At 65.6% G+C, this 19,806-nt stretch carries 17 protein-coding genes; 7 read left to right on the forward strand and 10 right to left on the reverse strand.

Annotated features, from left to right (window positions below; genetic code table 11):
- Positions 1 to 34: 34 nt before the first annotated feature.
- From CKO27_RS08390 to CKO27_RS08440, 10 genes are all read right to left on the reverse strand, one after another.
- Positions 35 to 292 carry an FmdB family zinc ribbon protein gene (locus CKO27_RS08390; protein WP_200374432.1) on the reverse strand — a complete coding sequence of 86 codons (258 nt, stop codon included), beginning with the start codon at positions 290 to 292 and terminating at the stop codon, positions 35 to 37.
- Positions 293 to 447: 155 nt separating this feature from the next.
- Positions 448 to 789 carry a TusE/DsrC/DsvC family sulfur relay protein gene (locus tag CKO27_RS08395; protein WP_200374433.1) on the reverse strand — a complete coding sequence of 114 codons (342 nt, stop codon included), beginning with the start codon at positions 787 to 789 and terminating at the stop codon, positions 448 to 450.
- Positions 790 to 1,034: 245 nt separating this feature from the next.
- On the reverse strand, positions 1,035 to 3,209 hold the full coding sequence (locus tag CKO27_RS08400) for a malate synthase G (protein WP_200374434.1): 2,175 nt from the start codon (positions 3,207 to 3,209) through the stop codon (positions 1,035 to 1,037).
- A 292-nt stretch (positions 3,210 to 3,501) separates the two neighbouring features.
- Entirely contained in the window at positions 3,502 to 7,872 is a 4,371-nt protein-coding gene (locus CKO27_RS08405; protein ID WP_242470802.1) for a PAS domain S-box protein, read from the reverse strand.
- Complete coding sequence (locus CKO27_RS08415) at positions 7,872 to 8,312, reverse strand: response regulator (protein ID WP_200374482.1); 441 nt, start codon at positions 8,310 to 8,312, stop codon at positions 7,872 to 7,874. The genes CKO27_RS08405 and CKO27_RS08415 overlap by 1 nt, the downstream gene beginning before the upstream one ends.
- 52 nt (positions 8,313 to 8,364) lie before the next feature.
- The gene (locus CKO27_RS08420; RefSeq protein WP_242470803.1) at positions 8,365 to 9,762 is read right to left on the reverse strand and encodes a sensor histidine kinase; all 1,398 of its coding nucleotides are present in this window, start codon (positions 9,760 to 9,762) and stop codon (positions 8,365 to 8,367) included.
- 193 nt (positions 9,763 to 9,955) lie between these two features.
- On the reverse strand, positions 9,956 to 11,689 hold the full coding sequence (gene ilvB / locus CKO27_RS08425) for a biosynthetic-type acetolactate synthase large subunit (RefSeq protein WP_200374436.1): 1,734 nt from the start codon (positions 11,687 to 11,689) through the stop codon (positions 9,956 to 9,958).
- Between the two features lie 186 nt (positions 11,690 to 11,875).
- Positions 11,876 to 12,355, reverse strand: coding sequence for a sulfur carrier protein DsrE2 (gene dsrE2 / locus CKO27_RS08430; RefSeq protein WP_200374437.1), 480 nt, complete (start codon positions 12,353 to 12,355; stop codon positions 11,876 to 11,878).
- 88 nt (positions 12,356 to 12,443) lie between these two features.
- Positions 12,444 to 12,674, reverse strand: a complete 231-nt coding sequence (locus CKO27_RS08435; RefSeq protein ID WP_200374438.1) for a sulfurtransferase TusA family protein — start codon at positions 12,672 to 12,674, stop codon at positions 12,444 to 12,446.
- 126 nt (positions 12,675 to 12,800) lie between these two features.
- Complete coding sequence (locus CKO27_RS08440) at positions 12,801 to 13,124, reverse strand: rhd_2599 family sulfurtransferase (protein WP_200374439.1); 324 nt, start codon at positions 13,122 to 13,124, stop codon at positions 12,801 to 12,803.
- A gap of 96 nt (positions 13,125 to 13,220) precedes the next feature.
- Between CKO27_RS08440 and cysG the strand changes: the two genes are divergently transcribed.
- The 7 genes from cysG to CKO27_RS08475 all read left to right on the forward strand — a co-directional run bounded on the left by cysG (position 13,221) and on the right by CKO27_RS08475 (position 19,790).
- A complete protein-coding gene (cysG, locus tag CKO27_RS08445; RefSeq protein ID WP_200374440.1) occupies positions 13,221 to 14,642 on the forward strand; it encodes a siroheme synthase CysG in 1,422 nt (473 codons plus the stop codon).
- A gap of 67 nt (positions 14,643 to 14,709) precedes the next feature.
- On the forward strand, positions 14,710 to 15,285 hold the full coding sequence (locus CKO27_RS08450) for a Uma2 family endonuclease (RefSeq protein ID WP_200374441.1): 576 nt from the start codon (positions 14,710 to 14,712) through the stop codon (positions 15,283 to 15,285).
- Positions 15,286 to 15,574: 289 nt separating this feature from the next.
- The gene (locus tag CKO27_RS08455) at positions 15,575 to 16,153 is read left to right on the forward strand and encodes a TerD family protein (RefSeq protein ID WP_200374442.1); all 579 of its coding nucleotides are present in this window, start codon (positions 15,575 to 15,577) and stop codon (positions 16,151 to 16,153) included.
- 74 nt (positions 16,154 to 16,227) lie between these two features.
- Positions 16,228 to 16,911 carry a TIGR00266 family protein gene (locus CKO27_RS08460; RefSeq protein ID WP_200374443.1) on the forward strand — a complete coding sequence of 228 codons (684 nt, stop codon included), beginning with the start codon at positions 16,228 to 16,230 and terminating at the stop codon, positions 16,909 to 16,911.
- Positions 16,912 to 16,974: 63 nt separating this feature from the next.
- Positions 16,975 to 17,574: a TerD family protein gene (locus CKO27_RS08465; RefSeq protein ID WP_200374444.1), complete on the forward strand. Its 600-nt coding sequence runs from the start codon at positions 16,975 to 16,977 to the stop codon at positions 17,572 to 17,574.
- Positions 17,575 to 17,595: 21 nt separating this feature from the next.
- Positions 17,596 to 18,627, forward strand: coding sequence for an ATP-grasp domain-containing protein (locus CKO27_RS08470; RefSeq protein WP_200374445.1), 1,032 nt, complete (start codon positions 17,596 to 17,598; stop codon positions 18,625 to 18,627).
- Positions 18,624 to 19,790: a phosphoribosyltransferase domain-containing protein gene (locus CKO27_RS08475; RefSeq protein ID WP_200374446.1), complete on the forward strand. Its 1,167-nt coding sequence runs from the start codon at positions 18,624 to 18,626 to the stop codon at positions 19,788 to 19,790. Before CKO27_RS08470 ends, CKO27_RS08475 begins: the two co-directional genes overlap by 4 nt.
- Positions 19,791 to 19,806: the final 16 nt, after the last annotated feature.

A 19,806-nucleotide genomic window follows, 5' to 3' on the forward strand; every position in this document is an offset into this window, starting at 1 on the left:
CCTCGGTCGGTTCGACCCGACCGAGGCGTGTCGGTTAATTCAGGCCGCACATGCCGCCGGAACAGCAGGCGCCGGTGGAGCAGGCAGGTGCGTTGCCGCTGCCCATGCGGGTGCTGGAGATGATGTTTCCGCCGGTGGCGAGTCGATGGATGGGGGCGTCGGCTGGGGTGTCGCCAGGCTCGACGCCGGCGCGTTCGCACAGCTCGCCCCAGTTGCTCAGGTTTTCGCTCATGCGATGGGACACCTCGATCACGCGGTCGTTGGTGTCGCAGCGGTAATCGTAGGTCGGCATGCTTGGTTTCTCCGTTGTACAGCGTTCATCACGAATGGGCGTGATTATAGGCAAGCCGCCGTGTCGCGCAACGCCCAGCTTGGCGCAAGGTTTTTACGCTGGGGAGGAGCGCGGGGTCGACGCGGGTGCGCCGGCCTCGCGCTCGGGGCCGGGGATCAGCAGGAGTGGCAATAATGTCTGGGCAGTCCGGCGACCCGGCACGCCTGCTTGCAGCCCCCGTTCGGGAACAGCGACTCCAGATGCTTGCGGGTGCAGGGGACATGCGCGGACACATCGTTGCCGATGGCCTTGATGATCACCTTGGGCGATGGCGGCATTTCATGGGTGTCGTAGTACTGACGCAGGAAGTGGATGACCTTCCAGTGGCACTCGGAGAGGTCGAGGCCCTCTTCCTCGGCCAGGGCCGAGGCGATCTCGGTATCCCACTCCCCGAAGGACATGAGATGCCCCTGTTTGTTGAATTCCAGACTGCGGCCAGCGACTTGGGCTGTGGGCATTGCGAATCCTCCATCACGACTGGGTTGGACTTACGGCTTGGGTGGTTGTAGCGCCTTTCCGTTGGCCGGGACTCCCTGTTACGGAGACTTCGACGATGGCGAAGTCGAGCGGGTTGATAATTGTCAATCCCGCAAGCCCAAGCATGAACCCAAATCCAGCGGATGTAAGAGGATCCAGATCAATTAGCGTGTAAAAAAGTCGCCAGCCGCCAGTCATCGTTCTGTCGCCGGTGGCTGGCGGCCGATTAGCGAAGCGCCTTGGCGCGTCGGCGCATGGCGTGAAGGGTTGGCTCGGTGTAGCCGTTGGGGGCCTCGCGGCCCTTGAGGATGAGGTCGCGCGCGGCCTGGAAGGCGAGGCCGTCGAAGTCCGGTGCCATGGGTCGGTAGAGCGGATCCTCGGCGTTCTGCCGGTCCACCACGGCGGCCATGCGGCGCAGGGTCTCCATGACCTGGGTCTCGCTCACGACACCGTGATGCAGCCAGTTGGCGACGTGCTGGCTGGCGATGCGCAGTGTGGCGCGGTCCTCCATGAGTCCGACGTTGGCGATGTCCGGCACCTTGGAGCAGCCGACGCCCTGGTCGATCCAGCGCACCACGTAGCCGAGGATACCCTGACAGTTGTTGTCCAGTTCCTCCTGGATCTCCTCGGGCGTCCAGGCGCCTTCGGGATCGAGCGGGATCTGGAGCAGGTCGTCCAGCGTGGCGCGGCGACCGCCTTTCGCCAGCTCGGCCTGGACCTCGGTCACGTCGATCTGGTGGTAGTGCGTGGCGTGCAGGGTCGCGGCGGTCGGGGAGGGCACCCAGGCGCAATTGGCTCCGGCCTTGGGATGGGCGGACTTGGCGGCGAGCATGGCGGCCATCTCGTCGGGCATGGTCCACATGCCCTTGCCGATCTGGGCGTGTCCGCGCAGACCGCAGGCGAGCCCCAGGTCCAGGTTCCAGTCCTCGTAGGCCAGCAGCCAGGTCGCCGCCTTCATGGCGCCCTTGCGCAGCACCGGACCGGCTTCCATGTCGGTGTGGATCTCGTCGCCGGTGCGGTCGAGGAAGCCGGTGTTGATGAAGATGACGCGCTCGCGGGCGGCCCGGATGCATTCCTTCAGATTCAGCGTGGTGCGGCGCTCCTCGTCCATGATGCCGATCTTGATGGTGTTCGCGGGCAGACCGAGCGCCTGCTCGATGCGGGCGAAGAGATCGACCGCGAGCAGGACCTCCTCGGGACCATGCATCTTGGGTTTGACGATGTAGACGCTGCCCGAGCGCGAGTTGCGCCGCGCGCCATGCTCGGGGTGGATGTCGTGCAGGGCGCAGAGCACCGTGATCATTCCGTCCAGCAGACCCTCCGGGATCTCCTGTCCCTCGGCGTCCAGCACCGCGTCGATGGTCATCAGATGGCCGACGTTGCGCACCAGCATCAGCGAGCGGCCCGGCAGGGTCAGCGAGCCGACACCGAGGCGGCTGTAGGTGCGATCGGGCGCCAGCGCGCGCTCCTTGACCCGCCCGCCCTTATTGAAATGGGCGGTGAGATCGCCTTTCATGAGGCCCAACCAGTTGCGGTAGACGCCCACCTTGTCCTCGGTGTCCACGGCGGCGACCGAGTCCTCGCAGTCCTGGATGCTGGTCACGGCGGATTCCAGCAGGATGTCGGCGATGCCGGCCGCGCTCTGCTTGCCGATGGGATGCTCGCGGTCGATCCGCAGCTCGATGTGCAGCCCATGGTTGACCAGTAGGACCGCTTCGAGCTGATCCGGATTGCCGCGGAAACCGTCGAACTGCGCGGCCTGCGTGAGCATGGTTTCGCTGTTGTCGGGGAGCAGCACGACCAGCTTGCCGTTCTCCAGCTTGTAGCCGAGGGCGTCGCCGTGCGAGCCCCGGTTCAAGGGAGCCACCTCGTCGAGGAAGGCCGCCGCGCGGGCGACCACCGCCGCCGCCCGCCTGGGATTGAATTCGGCACCCCGTTCCAGGCCCTCCTCGTCGGGGATCGCGTCCGTGCCATAGAGGGCGTCGTAGAAACTGCCCCAGCGGGCATTGGCCGCGTTGAGGGCGTAGCGCGCATTGCTGACCGGGACCACCAGTTGCGGTCCGGCGATCTCGGCGATCTCGGGATCGACGTTGGCCGTGCCGACCGAGAAATCCGGACCCTCGGGGAGCAGATAACCGATCTCGACGAGAAAGGCGCGGTAGGCCGCCAGGTCCAGTGGTTGGCCGCGATGCTCGCGGTGCCAGTCATCGATCTGGCGCTGGAGATCGTCGCGCCTGGCGAGCAGGGCGCGATGGCGCGGGCCGAACTCTTGGATGATCTCGCCAAGGGACCGCCAGAAGGCCGCCGGGTCGATCCCGATCCCTGGTGTGATCTCGTCCTTGACCAGATCGTGAAGGGGCTTGGCGACCTTCAGGTCGCCGATGTCCAGGTACTCAGTCATGTTTTCGACCTCCGTGGCCTCCGGATACCGAGGGCCTGTCCAGTAGGGTGGGGCGGGAGTTGGTCTAGCGGTGACTCGATAGAGTCAGGCCGTGCGTTCGCGGGCGCAACAGGCCATCGATTGATTAACTTAAGGCTGATGATTGGAGCCTCGGATATTGAAAAAGGACGCCCGCCGGATGGGGATGCTTCTTGGGCCTCGGAGCGTAAAGGATGGGCATCGCTCTCGCTCTGCCCATCCTACGCCGCTGGTGTCTTAAGCACCGAGGTTGGGGCGTCCCGGTCGCTCGGATTCAGGATCGAGGTCCGGTCGCGTCGCGCGACGCCGGGTCGACTCTCAGGCTGGTCAGGGTGTCGCTCGCCGCTTGATAGTCGAAACGCTTGATTTCCGCCCCCAGGCGTTCGGCCGGCTCGCCGAAGGCCCGTCTCAGCAGGGCTTGGTGACGGTCGTAGGTCTGGTTGGCCGAGGTGTCGTCGTCGGCCAGCAGGGATTCCAGTTGTTCCAATACCCTGGGCAGGACCGCCGCGTCGTCCTCGTCCGTCATCGGCGGCGTCCGCTCCGGTGGCGACTGGTCCCGCGGCCATCGGTTCGGCCCGATTTCCTCCAGGAAGGACTCCATGGCCTCGGCGAGCCGATAGGCCAGGCGCGGCGCCTCGGCGTATCGCGCGCGCGCGCTTTCCTCCAGGTTGGCCGCCAGGTCATGGAGGCGCTTCGCGAAGAGATTGCCGGCGGTGCCTTTCAAACGATGCGCGATGAAGGCCATGAGCGCCGAATCGCCCTGGCTGGCGGCCTCGCGCAGCCGCGCGGACTGATCCGCGTTGGACTCCAGGGTCGTGCTGATCAGGTTGGGCAAGAAGCGCGGGTTGTGCGCGTAGCGGGCCTCGAGCGCGGACCAGTCGACCCAGGAGCCGGAGCGCGGCGCGCTGTCGGGTGGCGGGCTCTCCTCGTTGGCCGACACCGGCGCGGCCCCCGGCGACTTCGCGTCCATGGGCGAACCCGTCGCACCCCTGACCTGGGAATGGTGCCTGATCGTCTCGACGAGTTGGTCGAGGTCGACCGGCTTGGCGATATGATCGACCATCCCGGCGCTCAGGCAGCGGCCGCGCTCGGACGGCATGGCATGTGCCGTCAGACCGATGATCGGCAGCTCGGGTGTCCGCTCATGGATCCGGAGGGTGGCCTCGAAACCGTCCATCACCGGCATCTGGATATCCATGAGCACCAGATCGAAGGCCGTCGGAGCCTCGCCGATCCGTTCGACCGCTTGCAGACCATTCTCGACTTGCACCAACCGGCATCCCTCGGCCTTCAGCAGTTCCTCGAGTACCAGGCGGTTCGCCGGATTGTCCTCGGCGACCAGGATCCTGAGCCCCAGCAGACGCGGCTCCTTGCGTGATGGGGCGGCTCCGTCGGCCGCCGGCCGTCGCTCGCCGATCCGGCCCTGGGGCGCGACTAGGGGCAGACGCACCTCGAATAGGCTGCCCTCGCCGAAGCGACTGCGGGCCTGGATCTCGCCACCCATCATCTCGACCAGCCGTTTGCTGATGGCCAGCCCCAGGCCGCTGCCGCCGAAGCGACGGGTGATGGAGCCATCGGCTTGTTCGAAGTGGTGGAAGAGGTTCGCGAGTTGATCCTCGCGCATGCCGATCCCGGTGTCCGTGACACGCAACAGCAGCCAGTCGGCGTGGCGCTCGATCGCGAAGTCGACCTCGCCATGCTCGGTGAATTTGATGGCGTTCGAGAGCAGATTGCCGAGTATCTGGGCCAGGCGAAGATCGTCGCCCACGAAAGAGGCCGGCAAGTCCTCGGATTCCTCGACCCGGAAGCTCAATCCCTTGTCCTTGGCGCGGATCCTCAAGAGGTCGGCCGAGCGCTCGATGGCCTCGCGCAGATCGACCCGGCCGTTGGTGATGACGAGTTTGCCGGCCTCGATCTTGGAGAAATCCAGGATGTCGTCGACGATGCCGAGCAGCATGCGTCCGGAGTCCAGGATGTGCTCGAAGAACTCCCGCGACCGGCGCGCGTCGTGTTCGCGCGCGCCGACCTGGGCGAAGCCGAGCACCGCGTTCAGTGGCGTGCGGATCTCGTGGCTCATGTTCGCCAGGAACTCGCTCTTCAGACGGGCCAGACGCTCGGCCTCCGCCAGGGCCACCTCGCGCGCCGCCTCGGTCTGCTTCTGGGCGGAGATATCGAAGAAGCTGACCACGGCGCCGACGATCCCACCATCCCGGTAGATGGGGTGTGACGAATAGGTCACCGGCAGGGGCTGGCCGTCGGAGCGCCAGAAGACGTCCTCGTCCTGGCGCATCACCCGCCCCTGGCGCAGGGTCTCCTGGACCGGGCCGTCCTCTCGCGGATCGGGGGTTCCGTCGGAATCGCGGTTATGGATGAGCCCGTGCGTGGAGCGTCCCAGCAGCTGCTCGGCCGTGTATCCGAGCATGGCGCAGGCGGCCGGATTGATGAAGGTGACCTGGCCTTCGATGTCGACTCCGAAGAGACCATCGGCGCTCGACTCCAGGATGAGTCGGCTGTGCTCCTCGGCCAGGCGCCGCTCGCTCGTGCGGACCTCGACCAGTTCCTCCAGGTGCAGCCGATAATGGTCCAACTCCTGCTCGACCCGTTTGCGCTCCGAGATGTCCTCCTTGACCGCCAGATAGTGGGTCACGCGCCCATCGGGTTCGCGCACCGGCGAGATGGTGGCCAGCTCGACGTATTCCGTGCCGTCCTTGCGTCGGTTGTGGAATTCGCCGCGCCACACCTCGCCGCGGCCGAGGGTGTCCCAGAGGTCGTTGAAGACCTCCTTGGGGGTGTGTCCGGATTGAAGGATGCGCGGGTTCTGGCCGGCCGCCTCGTCGAGCTCATAGCCGGAGACGCGCGTGAAGGCCGGGTTGGCGTATTCGATGCGGGCGTCCAGGTCGGTGATGACGATACTGGCCGGGCTCTGCTCCACGGCCAGCGAGAGCTTGCGCAGCGACTCCTCGGTCTGCTTGCGGGTGGTGATGTCGAGCTGGGTGCCGGCCATCCGGATCGGCCGGCCATCGGCATCCCATTCCACCACCTTGCCCCGTTCCAGGGTCCAGACCCAATGGCCATCCTTGTGGCGCATGCGCACCTCGGCCTCGTAGTCGGGGGTCTCCCGGCGGAAATGTCGCTCCATGCGCACCCGCGCCTGACGCAGATCGTCCGGGTGACAGAAGGCGTGCCAGGTCTCGATGGTGGTCGGCTGAAGCGACTCCAGGGTGAAGCCGAGTATCCCAGCCCAGCGATCGTTGAAGCCTGTCACGCCGGTCTGGACGCGCCAGTCCCAGAGCCCCAGTTCGGAGGCCGCCAGGGCGAGATCCAGGCGTTCCTCGCTCTCGCGCAGCGCCTGATCCGAGCGTCGCTGGCGCACGATGCGCCAGGTCTCGTTGGCGATGAGCTGGACGGTTTCGACATCCAGCTCGGTGTAGGGCGTCGGTTTGTTGCCGACGCCGGCCATCATGCGCACCCGCTCGCCTTCCATCACCGGCAGGGTGATCAGACGCTTAAGGTCCGCGTGACCATCGGGCAGACCCTGCCTGCCGGTCGTGGTCGCGTAGTCGTTGAACATGACCGGTTCGCACCGGCGCAGGGCCTCGGCCCAGATACCGGCCTGGCTGACCGGGCAATGAGCCTCGTCGGCGGCCTGGCAGTGATCGGAGACCGTGCGGCGTGACCAGGTGGCCAGCTCGATGGTCTCCTGATCCTCGTTGACGAAGTGGATGAAGGCGATCTGGCTTTGGGTCAGCTCCTCGGCCAGTTCCTGACCGAACTGCATGAACTCCACTTCTTCCATCCGCTCGGCGGCCCGCGGCAGCTCCAGCAGACCCGTGGCGCGACGGGCCTGCAACAGCAGCACCGCCTCGTTGTTCTTGCGGCTGGTGATGTCGCGGTCGACCCCGCGATAACCGAGGAACTCGCCATCGGCGCCGAAGATGGGCGTGCCGCTGGACTCCAGTACGATCAGGCGCCCGTCCTTGTGCCGACAGATGTTCTCAAGCATCGCGAAGGGTCGGCGCATACACGCGATTTCCTCGAACAGGGCACCGACCCGCCGCGCCTCCTCCGGCGGCATCAGCGCGAATGGGCGGCGACCCCGCAGCTCATCCGGGGCATAACCCAGTAGCGGGAGCGAGATCGGACTGACATAGGTGTAGCGTCCCTGGGCGTCGATCTCCCAGATCCAGTCCAGCGTGGTCTCCACCAGGGTGCGGAAACGTTCCTCGCTGGCCTTGAGCGCCTGTTCGGCCTCGCGCAGTGCCGCCCGCTGTCGGGCGGTCTCCAGGACGCGGTCGAGGACATCGGGCAGGCGCGCGAGGCGATCCTTCAGGATGTAATCGCTCGCCCCGTTGCGCAGCAGCTCGACCGCCCCCTCCTCGCCGAGGGCGCCGGTCACGAAGATGAAGGGCAGATCGGGATCGCGCTCGCGCGTCAGGCGCAGGGCCATGCGTCCGTCGAAATGCGGCAGACCGAAGTCCGCCAGGATGGCGTGCGGACGAAAGCCCGCGAGTGCCGCGAGGAAGGCGTCCCGATCCTCGACCCGCCGCGACTCGAACGCCATACCGGCGCGTCGCAGGATGCGGGCGTTCAGTTCCGCGTCGGCGGGATTGTCTTCCAGCAGCAGAAGGCGCAGCGGGTCGCTCATCAGGCGGGACGGATCTCCGGTGGAACCCGGTTGACCAGTACCCAATACATGCCCAGGTCGGCTACGGTGCGGGCGAACTCGTCGAAGGCGACGGGCTTGGCGACGAAGCTGTTGACGCCGAGCTGATAGGTGGCGATCAGATCCTGTTCCTCGCGCGAGGAGGTCAGGACCACCACGGGCAGTTCGCGGGTCTCGGGATGGTCGCGCACCGCCCTGAGCACCTCGATCCCGTCCAGCTTGGGCAGGCGCAGATCCAGCAGCATGACGCGCGGCAGGGTGTCGGAGCGCTCGGCGTAATCGCCGCGGTGGAACAGGAAATCCAGCGCGGCGGCGCCATCCTTGACCCATTCCAGACGATTGGCGAGGTTGTGCTTGCGCAGCGCGCGGATCGCCAGTTCGGCGTCGTTCGGGTTGTCCTCCACGAGCAGGATGTCGACCATGGAGGTTGTTGTGACCACGGGGTCTCTCGTGACCATGCGGGTTCTCTCGTCTTTAGGTGGCTGGCTGGATGGGCAGGCTGAAACCGAAGGTGGCGCCGGCGTTCACGGCGCCCGTCCCCCACACCTCTCCATGATGCTTCTGGACGAAACGCTGGGCGATGGCCAATCCGACCCCCGTGCCCTCGAACTCGTCCATGCCGTGCAGGCGCAGGAAGAGACCGAAAAGTTTGTTGGAATAGGCCGGGTCGAAGCCGGCGCCGTTATCCCTGACAGTGTAGCGAATCATGGTGGCGTTCCGTTCCGCCTTGACCTCGATCAGGGCTGGGTCGCGCCCTCGGGTGAACTTGATGGCGTTGTCCAGCAGGTTCTGCCAGACCTGTCGGATCGCCCTGGGGTCACAGATGGAGGTCGGCAGGTCCGCGTGTTCGAACTGGATCGCTCGTCCCTGGCGGTGTTCGGACAGGTTGTCCCAGACCTCGTCCACCAGTCGGTTCATGTCGACTCCGACCCACTCCATCTCCAGGCGACCGGCGCGCGAGAGGGCGAGGATGTCGTCGATGAGCCGTTCCATCTTCTTGGCGTTGGCGCTCACCACGCCGAACAGACGAAGGCCCTCGGCGTCCAGCCGGGGCGCGTAATCCTCTCGCAGGATGCCGATGAAGCCATCGATGGCGCGCAGGGGCGCGCGCAGATCGTGCGAGACGGAGTAGCTGAAATTCTCCAGATCCTTGACGGCCGTCTCCAACTCCTGGGCGCGTTGCTCGCGCGCCTCCTCGGCGGCGGCGAGGCGTCGCGCCATCTGGTTGAAGTCGTGCGCCAGTTGTCCGAACTCGTCGCGACCCGACAGCGACAGCTCGGGCGGCAGCCCCTCGGGCCCCGCCTCGCGCGTGCCCTGGCCGAGCGCGTGCAGGGCGGTTCCGATCCGGTTGAGCGTGGGGTAGGTCAGGAGCAGCACCAGCAGCGCGGTTCCGGCGATCAGCCAGAATTCCATTCTCAAGAGGGCGTCCCCGTAGGCGACCGCCGTCGCGTGGCTGCTCAGATGCAAATCGCGCAGAAGCCGGGCCAGCGCGTCGATCTCGTGGCGCAGGCGAAGCTCGACCTCATCGACTTGCGGCAGATCCACGCGACGTAGCGAGGGCACGGACAGGCCATCTAGGGTCATGTAGTGAACCCGCGTCTGGACCAGGCGCCGGCCGATGTCGTCCAGGGTCTCGGACAGGGCGGGATCGGCGAGCCCGGAATCGAGCGCGAGCCTTCCGGCGTCCAGGGCCTCCAGGCGCGCGTAGCCTTCCTTGCGGATGCGGTTCGCGCGGGTCGCGCGGATGCGCTGGCTCACCGCCCGGAGTTGCTCCAGTTCGCCGTGCATCTCGTCGGCCAGCATCGAGCGATCGCGCAAGTCGTTCAAGTGGTCCTGTCCGCGATAAAAGGTCAAGCCGAAGACGACCGCCATGATCAATGGCAGCCATCCGATCATCCTCAGCTTGGCCTTGATCCCCATGACGCTTCATGCCTGCCTGAAGGATGTGACGAAATCACTCGCATGGACGGCGGGCTCGCGGAGCACGGGCCGGCTCTCCGCGCCGATCTCGGGATGACGGAGGGATCCGGCCGATTCCGGCCGAATCCCCTGATGGAGCCCTTGCTCAGGACTCGATCATCTGCTCCAGGGTGTGCCCTGGGCGCACCATCGGAATGACGTTCTCGGCCCGGTCGATCCAGACATCCACCAGCACCGGACCCGGCGTCGCCAGCGCCTCCGCGAGACCTTCCCGTAAGCGCTCCGGATCCTTGATGCGCATGGTCGTGAGACGCGGATAGACGTATCGCAGTCCGGTGAGGTTGGGGATCTGACGCCGGCAGCTCTGATCCAGGTCGCTACAGTCGGGGTCGCAGTCGGCGTTGCGCGCCAGGCAGGTCTCGTAGTGATGGCCGTCGTCCATCATGTCCTCCCACTGACGCACCATCCCGAGAAAGCTGTTGTTGAGCACGAACATCTTGAGCGGGACGCGGTTGGCGACGACGGTTCCTAGCTCCTGGATGTTCATCTGGAAGCTGCCGTCGCCGTCGATCAGGACCACGGGCCGGACCGGATCGGCGTACCAGGCGCCGATGGCCGCCGGCAGACCGAAACCCATGGTGCCGAGCCCGCCGGAGCTGACCCACTGACGCGGGCGCTGGAAACGGTAGTACTGGGTGGCCCACATCTGGTGCTGACCGACGCCGGTGACCAGGGTCGCGTCGCCCTGGGTGAGTTCGGACAGGATCTCGATCACGGCCTGGGGCTTGATGAAGTCCGATTGGCCATAGGGCTTGGGCATCTGCTGGCGCCATTGCGCGATTTGGGCCAGCCAGTCCGGATGCCGCGCCGAGCGCCCGGAGGCCAGGGCATTGGCCAGGAATTCGTCGAGCCCCGCGACCAGATGGAGATCGGTCGCGATCGTCTTGTCGATCTCGGACGGGTCGATGTCGACATGGGCGATCCGCTTGCCGTCGGCGAATCCGCGCACCGCGACCCGATCATCGAAGCGACCGCCGAGGGTGAGGATCAAATCCGCGTCGCGCAGGGCGTAGTTGGCCGGGATGGTCCCATGCATGCCGGGCATGCCGAGATTGTGGGGCAGCTCGAACGGCAGGGTTCCGAGCGCGTTGAAGGTGGTCGTGACCGGCGTCTCGAAGCGTTCCGCGAAGCGTTGCAAGGCGAGCGAGGCGCTGGCGTGGATGACGCCTCCGCCGGCCTTGATCACCGGCCGCTCGGCGCTCGCCAGGGCCTCCAGGATGGCGTCGGCCCGCTCGGTGTCGAAGCGCATGGGTTCGCGGTGACGCACGCGGGGAGTGGTCTGCTCGCCCACCAGGGCAAGTTGCGCGTCCTTGCAGATGTCCACCACGACGGGACCGGGCCGGCCGCGCGTGGCCAGCGCGTGGGCCTCGCGCAGCACCCATTCGAGATCGGCCACGTCCTTGACCAGATAGTTGTGCTTGGAGATGGGGCGGGTGATACCGACCGTGTCTACTTCCTGAAAGGCATCCGAGCCGATCGCGCGACTCGGCACCTGGCCGGTGATGAAGAGGGTCGGGATCGAATCCTTGTGGGCGTCGGCGATGGGCGTGGTCAGGTTGGTGGCCCCAGGCCCCGAGGTCGCGAGCGCGACGCCAACCCGGCCGCTGACCCGCGCGTAGCCCTCGGCGGCATGTCCGGCGCCGCCTTCCTGGCGGCAGAGCACGAAACTGGGCGTTGGCTCGCCCCGGCGCAGCCGTTTGTTGATTTCCACATGGATGGGGATGATGGCCCCGCCCGTGTGCCCAAAGAGATAGTCGACACCAAGGTCGTGGAGCACATCGAGCAAGAGGGCGGCCCCGGTGCGAGTCGGGTTGGTCATAGCGGATGCCGATAAACTGAGTAACGGAATGACCGGCGCCCTCCCTGGCGAGGCGCCGCCTCGGAGAGGGAGAGCGCCCGCGGCCTGGCTTTCGGGTCTAGTTGGCCATCATAGCGCGAAGCGGGTGAAGGCAAGCAAAAACGCCGCCTTGCGGCGGCGTCTCGTTCTCGCGATGGGCACGGGGTCTCAGATATAGAGACAGATGTCGCTCTCGCCGGCGAACTGGAAGAAGGCCGCCGCACCGGCGTATTCGACGCCGTCGATGAAATCGGCGGTATTCATGTCGAACAGATCCACCGTCATCTGACAGGCGATCAGCTTGACCTCGGCCTCCTGGCACAGGTCACGCAATTCCTCGACGCTCGCGACGCCCTTGCTTTGCATCTTCTTCTTCATCATGGCGGTCATCATGCCCTGCATACCGGGCAGGGTGAGACCCAGGACCGGGAACCACTTGTCCATCCCCATGGGCATGGGCATGCCGGGATTTCCCAGCGGCGTGACCTCTAGCGACAACTTCTTCTTCAGCAGTTGCAGTCCGTAGAAGGTGAAGAAAATCTGTGTCTCATAACCCAGCGCGGACGCGGTCGACGCCAGGATGAAGGGGGGGTAGGCCCAGTCCAGCGAGCCCTTGGTGGCGATGATCGCCAGTTTTTTTGGTTCCATCGAGTCCTCCTCGCGGGTCTGGATCAGGCTCGCGGGTTATTCGGTTTTTGGTCTGGTGGGTAGGGGGAACGGCCGGGACTCGGTGCGATCAGGATTTCTTGATGAGGAAATGGAACTTGCCGCCTTCTTCCTTGGATTCCATCAGCTCGTTGCCGGTCTGCTTGGCGAAGGCGTCGAAGTCCTTGACCGAGCCGGGATCGGTCGCGACCACATGCAGCACCTGGCCGCTGGTCATGGCGTTCAGCGTCTTCTTGGCGCGCAGAATCGGGAGCGGACAGTTCAGGCCACTCGCATCCAGTTCTTGATCGAAATCAGCCATTGATAACCTCCGGTTAGAGTGAGTTTTAGTATATCAGTAGACACAAGAATTCGCGGTTATAGGCGAATCCAGATAAAAAGGCAAGCCAGCGGCCAGCCCATCCAGGCCCCCGAAAAGGCCGGAAAATCAGGCATCGGGGGCTGCGATCGGGTAGCCGTGCCGCGCCCAGGCGATGATCCCACCACGCAGATTGAGCACCCGCCCGTAACCCTGCTGCATCATATAGGCGCACGCCTGGTAGGAGCGCGCGCCACTGCGGCAGTAGAGCACCACATCCCGATCCTTGGGCAGTTCGCTCATCCGCACCGGAATCAGGTGCATCGGCAGGCGCAGGGCGTCCGGAATCATGCCCTGCTCGATCTCGGCCGGTGTTCGGATATCCACCAGCAAGAGGTCTTCGGCATCCGCGAGCCGTTGGCTCAGGGACTCGGAATCGATCTCGTTGACCACGTTCTATGTCCTACACTAAAACAAAGTATTTAAGTATATTAAGGAGTTTTGTAGACCAACTCAATGAGCCTCGCGGCCATTCACCCTCGGAGAACCATGGAACTGCTTCCCATCTTTCTCGACATGAAAGGCAAGTCCTGTCTGGTGGTCGGCGGCGGCGCCACGGCGGCGCGCAAGGTCGGCAACCTCTTGCGCGCCGGGGCCGCCGTGACCCTGGTCTCGCCCGCGCTGTGCGAGTCGCTCGCCCGCCAGGCCGAGGCCGGCGAATTGCGCCATCTCGCGCGCGCCTTCGAGCCGGCCGATATCCCCGGTCATCGGCTGATCATCGCCGCCACCGATGACCGCGAGGTCAACCGGCGCATCGCCAGTCTCGCCAACGCCGCCGACATCCCGGTCAACGTGGTGGACGACCCGGACGCCTGCACCTTCGTCCTGCCCTCGATCGTCGACCGCTCCCCGGTCACCATCGCGGTGTCCACCGGCAAGACCTCCCCGGTGCTCGCGCGTATGCTGCGTACCCGCCTGGAGGCCATCATTCCCGCCGGCTACGGCCGACTCGCCGAGTTGAGCGGCCGCTACCGCGAGCGGGTCAAGGCGCGCTTCAGCGAGCAGCGCGACCGCCGCCGTTTCTGGGATCGCGTCCTGCAGGGCGGCGTCGCCGAGCGCATCCTCGCCGGTCAGTTCGAGGAGGCCGAGGCGGTGATCGAGCAGGAACTGGCCCCGGACGCCCTGGAGCGCGACATGGGCGAGGTCTATCTGGTCGGCGCCGGACCGGGCGATCCGGACCTCATCAGCTTCCGCGCCCTGCGGCTCATGCAACAGGCGGATGTCGTGGTCTATGACCGGCTGGTCGCCGAGCCGATTCTGAGCATGACCCGCCGCGACGCCCGACGCATCTACGTCGGCAAGGAGCGCAACCACCACGCCATGCGCCAGGAGGAGATCAACCGCCTGCTGGCCGATCTCGCCAAGGACGGGCATCGGGTGCTGCGCCTCAAGGGCGGCGACCCCTTCATCTTCGGGCGCGGCGGCGAGGAGATCGACACCCTGGCGGCCGAGGGCGTGCCCTTTCAGGTCATCCCCGGCATCACCGCCGCCTCTGGCTGCGCCGCCTATGCCGGCATTCCGCTGACCCATCGCGACTACGCCCAGTCCGTCACCTTCGTCACCGGCCATCTCAAGGACGGGACCATCGACCTCAACTGGACGGCGCTCGCCCAACCGCGCCAGACGGTGGTGTTCTACATGGGATTGGTGGGATTGCCGATCATCGTCGAGCGCTTGATCGCCCACGGCGTCTCGCCCGAGATGCCGATCGCCCTGATTCAACAGGGCACGACCCATCTGCAACGGGTCTATACCGGCACGCTCGCCACCATTCGCGCTATCGTCGAGGCCGATCCGCCGGTTCCGCCCACGCTGCTGATCGTCGGCGAGGTGGTCCGGTTGCGCGACAAGCTGAACTGGTATAGTCCGCCGGACCAGCCGGTGCAGGGGGCGACGACCTCGATCCTCTGAGCGGAACCGCCCCTGGCCCAGGCCGGAAGGCAACTCGCTAAAGCCCAACTCGATTCGGAGTCGGACCATGATAGCCCTAGCGGAGCAACTGACCTTCGATGCGGACGCTTACCTGGCGTGGGAGCGCGAGCAGACCGACAAGCACGAGTACCTCGGGGGCGAGGTCTTCGCCATGGTGGGCGCGCGCCAGGAGCATGTGCTCGTGACCCTGAATCTTGCTTCCGCGCTCAAGCAGCGTCTGCGCGGTCAGCCCTGCCGCGCCTATGTCTCCGACATGAAGCTGCGCGTAGCCGAGGCGGAGGCATTCTTCTATCCCGACGTCATGGTCTCCTGCGACCCGCGCGATCATGCCGCCGCGCTCTTTCTCGAACACCCGACGCTGATCGTCGAGGTACTTTCGGCCGGAACCGAAGGGTTCGATCGCGGCGCCAAGTCCGCCGCTTATCGCCGGCTGCCGGCCTTGCGCGAATATGTCCTCGTCGACATCGATACGCGACGTCTTGAGATCTACCGGCGTGCCGAGGAAGGGGATTGGTTACTGCATGACTGCCGTCCGGAGGAAGGGGGCTGCCGCTTCGCCTCCCTGGATCTGACGCTGAGCTTCGATGAGATCTTCGAGGATTTGCCGAGACTGGAGGTCTGATCGGTTGATCCCGACGCTGGCCGTTTTGGCTCCGCGCGGGAGGCCGGACGTGTGACCAAGCCCGGCGAAGGTTTCGGCAAGATGAAGAATCCGTAAGCTTGTACCGCGCGGCCAGGGACTCGACTACACTAAGCGCGCCTCGATCAAGATTCACACCATCGCCGACGCGACGCCGAGAGGACTGGCCAGCCAGTCAGGCGATCCAGCGTCGATCCGCGCGACAGACCGGCCCCGCGCCGGCGTCCAGACTTCGCTCTCGATCCTTCCAACACGACTTGAGGAGAACCACATGGCCATCAGCTTGCAGAAAGGCGGCAACGTCAGCCTGACCAAGACCGATCCCGGCATGACCAACGCGCTGATCGGGTTGGGCTGGGATGCCCGTTCCACCGATGGCGCGGCTTTCGACCTGGACGCCAGCGTCTTCCTGGTCGGTGAGAACGGCAAGGTGCTGTCCGATGGACACTTCGTCTTCTATAACCAGAAGACCTCCCCCGACGGCGCCGTGATCCATGCCGGCGACAACACCACCGGCGCCGGCGAGGGCGACGACGAGACCGTGAGCATCAATCTTCCGGGGGTCGAGGCCGGGGTTCAGCGCATCGTCTTCGCCGTCACCATCCACGAGGCCGAGACCCGTAAGCAGAATTTCGGCATGGTGCGCAACGCCTTCATGCGCGTGCTGAACAAGGACAGCAACACCGAACTGGCCCGTTTCGATCTCTCGGAGGATTACTCCACCGAGACCGCCATGGTGTTCGGCGAGGTCTACCGCAACGGCGCGGAGTGGAAGTTCAAGGCCGTGGGCCAGGGCTTCGCCGGTGGCCTGCAGGCGCTGGCGTCCGACCATGGCGTGAACGTCGGCTGATATCGGCCGCCAGTTCCGAGCGCAAGAGCAGGGGGCTGGCGGCTTTCGAGCGCTCCGCCGAGAGGGTTCAACCAATGCCAAGCTTCACCATCACCGGGGAGATCGATCCCTTCCTGCATGTGAGTCTGCGCAAGGGCGAGAAGATCTTCTGCGAGTCCGGCGCCATGGTCATGATGGAGGAGCCCTTGCAGGTGAAGGGCCAACTGCGCGGCGGATTGGGGCGCGCCCTGATGCGCCGCCTGGCCAACGACGAATCCCTGTTCCAGCAGGAGATCGAGGCGGTTGGCGGCGATGGCGACTGTCTGCTGTCGCCGACCCTGCCCGGTGCCATCGAACTGCTGGACGTGGGGCCGGACGCCTCCTACACCCTGTCCGACGGCAGCTTTCTGGCGGCCGAATCGGGCGTGGAGGTGCGTCCGCGCCTCAATACGCTGGGCGGCGGGCTGTTCGGCGGGACCGGCGGATTTGTCATCATGGAGGCGGTCGGCCGAGGCAAGCTGGCCGTGTCCGGCTTCGGGTCGATCTTCACGCTCGACATCACGCCCGGCCATGACACCGTGATCGACAACAGTCACGCGGTGGCCTGGACCTCCGGCCTGCGCTACGAGGTCGGGACGCCGCGCACCGGCGGCGGGTTCTTCGGCAACATCGTCAATTCGGCGACCTCGGGAGAGGGACTGGTGATCCGCTTCAGCGGCCAGGGCAAGGTCGTGATCTGCTCGCGCAATCGGGCCGTGTTCCGCACCCAGGCGCAATAACCCACTTCGGACCACAAGCCGCTTCGGCTTGGCGGCGAACACCACGACACGAGGATAGGAACGATGGGCATCAGTCTTCAGAAAGGCCAGAAAATTTCACTGGAAAAGGAAGCCGGTGGCGGCTTGAGCCGCATCGTCATGGGTTTGGGATGGGATGCCGCGCAGGGCAAGAGCGGCGGATTCCTGGGCGGTCTGTTCGGGGGTGGCGGTGGTGGCGAGAGCGTCGATCTCGACGCCTCCTGCCTGATGTTCGACGAGCAGGGCAACCTGCTGGATACGGTCTGGTTCCGCCAGCTCACCAGCTCGGACGGCAGCGTTCACCACACCGGCGATAACCGCACCGGCGAGGGCGAGGGCGACGACGAGCAGATCCAGGTCAATCTCTCGGCGATTCCGCCAACCATCAAGAGCCTGGTCTTCACCGTCAACAACTACACCGGCCAGGATTTCTCCCAGGTCGCGAACGCCTATTGCCGCATCATCAACGGCGCCAACAATGCCGAGATCGCGCGCTACGACCTGAGCTGTCAGGGCACCCACTCGGCCATGATCATGGCCAAGATCTATCGGCACGGTGGCGAGTGGAAGATGCATGCCATCGGCGAGGTCGGGCAGGGTCGCACCTTCGAGCAACTGCTGCCGCAGATCCAGCCGCACCTCTAGAGCCGGGTGGCGGAATTCCTAATGACCCGCGTCTGGTTCAACCGAACCTTCTCCAATGTCCGCGCCCTCCTCGACCTTGTCCGGCGGGGTGACGAGGGCGGGGAATTCCATCTGGTCTGCACCCATACCCAGGCGAGCTTTCCCGGCTTCGCGGCGGCGCATGAATGGGCGTTGGAACCAGCCGGCCTGACCGGTCCGGGGTATATCGATTACTGCCTCGACTTCTGTCGCGAGCGGCGCATCGACGCGCTCTGGCCGGGCAAGGAGGCTCGTCTGCTGGCGGAGCATCGCGACCGCTTCGCCGCCGAGGGGGTCCGGGTTCTGTCGGTCGCCTCGCCCGAAAACCTGGATTTGCTGCACGACAAGGCCCGTTTTTCCGCCCAGGCTCGTCACTTCTTCATACCCACGCCCGACACGCTGGAATGTCGCACCCTTGAGGAATTCGAGGCGGCCTATGAGCGGCTGCGCGCGCTCCACCCGGTCTTGTGCATCAAGCCGGCCAAGGGGGTGAACGGCGCTGGTTTCCGCGTCATCGAGGAGGGACGCCGGGGTCTGGATATCCTGGTGCAAGGGGTGCTCTACGCGATCCATCTCGATGGACTGCGTCAGCTCTTGAGAGAGGCCGGAGCCTTCGAGCCCCTGTTGTTGATGGAGCATCTGGACGGCGCCGAGTATAGCGTCGACAGCCTGGGCGACGGCCGTCGACTGGTCGCGCTGACGCAGCGCCGCAAGGAAACCGGGGCTGGCTATGGTCAGCGAATAACCGCTCTGCCCGCCCTGACCCAAGCCGTGGCCGAGCTGACCGAGATCTTCGGGCTGACCGGACTCTTCAACGCCCAGTTTCGCGAGGGCCGAAACGGCCTGCGTCTGCTGGAGATCAATCCCCGCTTCGCGGGCGGCATCGGCTATACGGGCGCGACCAGCGTCAATCTCCCTTATCTCGCGCTTCATGGCCTCATCCGCGGATTCGCCGACGACGGCCCACCGCTGGTCGCGGAGGAATCGCGGATCCTGGAGGTTCCCGATTACGCGCGAATCGAGGTGGTGGTTTGAGCCTGCGCCAGGTGCGACTGGACACGGGGGTTCTCAACGTCCGGGTGCGCGAATCGGTCTTCCCGCTCGACGATCTTTGCGGTTTCGCCGCGCGCGACAACCGCAAGCGCGGTTTCCTCTTTCTCAGCAAGGTGCTCGGCAAGCACTGGCCGGCCACACCCGGACGGATGCGGGCGATCCACCAGCATCTGGCGTCTCGACTCGACCTGGGGGCCGGCCCCTGGCTCTTCGTCGCCATGGCGGAGACCGCGACCGGATTGGGGCAGGGCGTCTTCGAGGCGATGCTGGAGCGGCAACCCGACGCCGAGGCGCTGTTCATCCACTCGACCCGATATCGTGTCGCCGGGCACTCGCCCCTGGAATTCCAGGAGCCCCATTGTCACGCCCCCGACCAGTTGCTGTACGCACCGATCCAACCCGAACGGTTGGCGCGCTTCCACGCGGCCCGCGAACTCATCCTGATCGATGACGAAATCAGTACCGGCGTGACGCTGTGTAACCTGGTATCGGCCTATCGGCGACTCAATCCCCGGATCGAGCGGATCCACTTCGTCTCCATCACCAACTTCAGCGGTACGGATAGCGCCGAGCGTTTTTCCGCGCGACTGGGCCTGCCGGTCGAATGCGTGGCGGCGCTTCATGGGGACTTCGAATTCCAGCCGACGGACAGCCCGCTTACAGGGGAAGCGCCGGCGGCGGTCGGAGACAACCGGCGCGAGCCATGGCAACTCGCCGAGAACGCTGGGCGTTTCGGCATCGAACATCCCATCGAGATCGCGTCCGAGGAGCTGACTCGGCTCGTCGCCGGGCTTGTTCCCGGCGCGCGGATCCTGGTGTTGGGCACCGGCGAGTTCATGCATGTGGCCTTCCGCGTCGGCCTCGGACTGGAGGCGCTGGGGTTCATCGTCGCCGTGCAGGCGACCAGCCGCTCGCCCATCCTGACGGGCGCGGATGTCGAACGCCGACTCGTCTTCGGGGATAATTACGGCGAGGGCATTCGCAACTATCTGTACAACGTCGACCCCGGCGATCATGCCCTGATCATCGTCTGTCACGAAACGCCGCGCGATGGGCTGGACGACCTGACGCAGGCATTGGGGGCCGGTTGTCTCACCTTTCGCTACCCGAAATCGGCGCCGACTGACGATCCCCATCATCCCTAAGCCACGGGGTCCGCGC

The sequence above is a fragment of the Thiocystis violacea genome, from assembly GCF_016583575.1.
Taxonomy (GTDB): domain Bacteria; phylum Pseudomonadota; class Gammaproteobacteria; order Chromatiales; family Chromatiaceae; genus Thiocystis; species Thiocystis violacea.